The organism is uncultured Tenacibaculum sp. (assembly GCF_947502995.1).
Classification (GTDB): domain Bacteria; phylum Bacteroidota; class Bacteroidia; order Flavobacteriales; family Flavobacteriaceae; genus Polaribacter.
Map to the genome: position 1 here is coordinate 1 of NZ_CANNBW010000051.1, position 1,609 is coordinate 1,609.

The 1,609-nt window shown below is 45.5% G+C and carries 1 pseudogene; it reads left to right on the forward strand.

What is annotated here, in order from left to right:
- Positions 1–1,609 (forward strand): annotated as a pseudogene (locus Q1A46_RS20680) (SdrD B-like domain-containing protein); the annotation flags it as partial.

Here is a 1,609-nt window from a genome sequence, read left to right on the forward strand (position 1 = left end):
GCTATACGTTGACAGGCGTTCCAGCGGGAAGTCCAGTAGATATTGTTGTTGTAGAAGGAGACTTACCATCAGGAAGTGCACAAACAGAAGGAACAAACCCAACTTCAGTTACCCCAGTAGGAGGCGGAAGTGTTGATGCAGGAAACGACGGATACCAAACACAAGGTGATGTTAGTGGAGTTGTTTACGGCGATACCAACGGAAACGGAACACAAGACGGATCAGAAAGTGGTTTAGGCGGTGTTACAGTATTTGCAGACTTAGATGGTGATGGAGTTCAAGATCCAGGGGAGCCAAGTACGACTACGAATCCAGATGGAAGCTATACGTTGACAGGCGTTCCAGCGGGAAGTCCAGTAGATATTGTTGTTGTAGAAGGAGACTTACCATCAGGAAGTGCACAAACAGAAGGAACAAACCCAACTTCAGTTACCCCAGTAGGAGGCGGAAGTGTTGATGCAGGAAACGACGGATACCAAGTACAAGGTGATGTTAGTGGAGTTGTTTACGGCGATACCAACGGAAACGGAACACAAGACGGATCAGAAAGTGGTTTAGGTGGAGTTACCGTATTTGCAGACTTAGATGGTGATGGAGTTCAAGATCCAGGCGAGCCAAGTACGACTACGAATCCAGATGGAAGCTATACGTTGACAGGCGTTCCAGCGGGAAGTCCAGTAGATATTGTTGTTGTAGAAGGAGACTTACCATCAGGAAGTACACAGACAGAAGGAACGAATCCAACTTCAGTTACCCCAGTAGGCGGTACAAATGTTTCAGCAGGAAACGACGGATACCAAGTACAGGGTGATGTTAGTGGAGTTGTTTATGGAGATAGTAATGGTAATGGTACACAAGACGGATCAGAAAGTGGTTTAGGTGGAGTTACCGTATTTGCAGACTTAGATGGCGATGGAGTTCAAGATCCAGGTGAGCCAAGTACAGTTACTAATGCCGATGGAAGTTATATATTAACAGGAGTTCCAGCAGGAAGTGCAGTAGATATTGTTATTGTAGAAGGAGACTTACCATCAGGAAGTACACAGACAGAAGGAACGAATCCAACTTCAGTTACCCCAGTAGGTGGTACAAATGTTTCAGCAGGAAACGACGGATACCAAGTACAGGGTGATGTTAATGGAGTTGTTTACGGTGATACCAACGGAAACGGAACACAAGACGGATCAGAAAGTGGTTTAGGTGGAGTTACCGTATTTGCAGACTTAGATGGCGATGGAGTTCAAGATCCAGGCGAGCCAAGTACGACTACGAATCCAGATGGAAGCTATACATTAACAGGCATTCCAGCGGGAAGTGCAGTAGATATTGTTATTGTAGAAGGAGACTTACCATCAGGAAGTACACAAACAGAAGGAACGAATCCAACTTCAGTTACCCCAGTAGGAGGTACAAATGTTTCAGCAGGAAACGACGGATACCAAGTACAGGGTGATGTTAGTGGAGTTGTTTATGGAGATAGTAATGGTAATGGTACACAAGACGGTTCAGAAAGTGGTTTAGGCGGTGTTACAGTATTTGCAGACTTAGATGGAGATGGAGTTCAAGATCCAGGTGAGCCAAGTACGACTACGAATCCAGATGGAAGCTA